Origin of the sequence: Psychrobacter sp. (genome assembly GCF_035469765.1) — a bacterium.
Lineage (GTDB): Bacteria > Pseudomonadota > Gammaproteobacteria > Pseudomonadales > Moraxellaceae > Psychrobacter.
Genome location: NZ_DATIRM010000258.1, coordinates 1 through 2,901 on the forward strand (window position 1 = coordinate 1; position 2,901 = coordinate 2,901).

General features: G+C 45.6%; 2 protein-coding genes. Both read left to right on the forward strand.

The annotated features are described in order from the left end of the window. A partial coding sequence (locus VLN09_RS07320; protein WP_325245120.1) for a DUF2868 domain-containing protein occupies window positions 1-1,349 on the forward strand: 1,349 nt, incomplete at its 5' end. Between the two features lie 135 nt (window positions 1,350-1,484). Further along, the coding region (locus VLN09_RS07325; RefSeq protein WP_325245122.1) for a DUF3482 domain-containing protein at window positions 1,485-2,901 on the forward strand (1,417 nt) is incomplete at its 3' end.

Consider the following 2,901-nt stretch of genomic DNA (forward strand, 5'->3'; position numbering starts at 1 on the left):
CCCAAGACCAATTGACTGAGCTAGTACGTACTCTTGAGACGCAGCAGCATGTTTTTGCCACAGACCCACTACTCATTACTGAAAAACTGCAAAGTGAAGAAGGCACGCCCCTGCAAAAATTGCATCGACGCGCCTCACGGATAGACAGTAATAGCGCAATGGCAGGCGTGCTTGGTAAGATTGACGGTCGTATCAAAGGCATCATGGTTATTATGAGTGTGGTGTGGTGTCTCTCGGGATTTTTGGGATTGTTTACTTTATTACAGACCAACGTAGTGAACTTCTTTTATGTGTTGGTCTGCTTGCTAGGTTTTCATACCATCATGCTGGCAGGTTGGCTGATCATGACGCTCATCAATCGAGGCAAGCAAACGTCAAATTGGTTTGCCAGTTTTGTCAGTCCCAGCTACTTAATACGTGGTAAGGATGATGTAACCAACGCGGCAGTTACTCTGTACGAGCGTCAATTGCAACATAGCGGTATGCGTTGGTATTTGGGTAGGTTTAGCCACCAATTATGGCTTGCAACCTTAACAGGTATGCTGCTTGCGATTATTTTTCTGTTGATTGTGCGCCAATATAGCTTTAGTTGGGAATCAACCCTGTTATCAAATCAGGCGCTGATTACTTTGACGCAGGTACTGGGCTGGTTACCAAGCATGGTTGGATTTGATGTGCCAGACAGTACGGCTATCGTCCAGAGCCGATTGGTGACTGATGCTATGCCTTTGTCTGTCGCACGGCAATGGGCAGGATTGTTGGTCGGTAGTTTGTTGATGTATGGGATTGTCCCGCGCGCGCTTGCATGGGCATTTTGTGCCTTGATGTTCCGTCGTAAAAAAATGCGGTTGGACATTAAGCTACCTTATTATCAAAAAATTCTTAACTTCTGGCAGCGCCATGTGGTTGATGCTGATGATTTTAAAGAAGCGCCTGCGCCTATTGCTCCAAAAGCTACTGTCAGTGCTGGCAAGAAACTGGTTGCCTTACTTGAATATCCAGCAGAGCAGGATAACTGGTGGCAATTGGGTCTCGATACAGGCATTACTGAAACGACTGATATTGAGGATTTTGGTATCGTTGATGACCGTGATGATATGGCACGGCTAAAATCTTACTTAGATAAGCATCCAGTACAGGTATTGCTTGGTATCCATTTTAAAGCGTTGCCTGACCGTGGTACCTTGCGTAAACTTGATCAAATCGCCAGTCATGCCACACACGGGCTGATTGTACAACTCTTAAACGATAGCAACTCATTAGATCCGTTAGATGAAAACCAACATGTTCGTTATCAGCAATGGCAAACTGCCCTGTCTGCTCGTAATATTGGTTTGATTAATAACTGAGACTGAGAAATGTTGCCTAACATCTGTTTTTTTAGGCGATGGATTATTGAACTTATACCGAAATAACGCTCAATTTGTTCTACAATAAATGGCTAAGATGTTTTTGGATATTACCAACCAATATAAGATTCTATTATGAACAATGACAAAAATAATCAGGGCAATGATGAGTTGCATAGCCAACAGAAACTGGATAAGCCTGTTGGTCTTTTTGCTGATAAAGCCTATGAGGTCAACCATCAGGAACCAGTGTCTGGATTAACCACGGTATCATCAAGTGAACCAGAAGCCAGCCACAGGGTAGCTAAAAAAACTATCGCTAGTGGTGAGCCACTAAAGCTTGCGGTCGTTGGTCATACCAATACGGGTAAGACCTCTATATTGCGCACCCTATTACGTGACGTTTACTTCGGTGAAGTAAAAAACGAAGCGGCGACTACCCGTCATGTGGAGCGTGCACAGCTAACAGATAGTCAAACCGGTGAAGTACTGGTCAGCCTATATGACACCCCAGGTTTGGAAGACGCGTCTGGGCTGATGGATTGGCTCGAGGATAATACCGCCAGCCGCCGTGATGGTATTGAGCGCTTACAGCAATTTTTGGCAGCAGATATTGCACAAGCTGATGATGCCTTAAGTAGCAATGACGATTATAGCCAAGAAGCGAAGGTTATCCGTCAGCTGTTGGCAAGTGATATGGCTATTTATGTCGTCGATGCACGCGAGCCGGTACTCGGTAAATATAGAGATGAGCTGGCTATTTTATCTTGGGCAGCGATTCCTGTTATGCCGGTATTTAACTTCACTGACGCTCAAGATGCCAATATAGATGAGTGGCAGACCATGCTGGCGCGGCGCAACTTACATATCTCAACGCGCTTTGACTCTGTTGCCTTTGAATTTAACGATGAGATGCGTCTATGGCAAAATCTTGCGACTATGCTTACTCATTCTGAGATGCTTGAGCAGTTAATGGCGCGACGCACTGAAAACTGGGCACAGTTATATGATGAAGCCAATATTATCATTGCGGATTTTTTGTTAAACGTCGCGGCTTTTGTACGAGAGATTGGCGAAGATGATGATCCCATGCCAGTATTACAGCAAATGCAAGAAGCGGTTAGACAGAGCGAACGCGCAATGCAGCATAATTTACTGAATTTATATAAATTTTATGACAATGACGTAGCGGCAACGCCACTTGAGCTACAGGCCTATCAGCAAGACCCATTCGACCCCGAGCTTCTCAAAAGCTATGGCATTCGTACTACTTCTGGCGCGGCAGCTGGCGCGTTACTAGGGCTAGGTATTGACGCGGCAGCACTTGGTACTACCTTAGGATTGGGGGCTGCTATAGGTGGTATCGCAGGTGGATTGCTATCCAATACTGGCAGTATCGCCGATAAGATATCGGGGGTTAAGCGGTTATATATCGACCCTGCAACTTTAACCTTGCTAGCGACTCGGGCGATTGACTTACTGAATGCGTTACGTCATCGTGGTCATGCAGCAACAGACGCGACCCAGCTGATATATAACGGCGAGGCGTCAA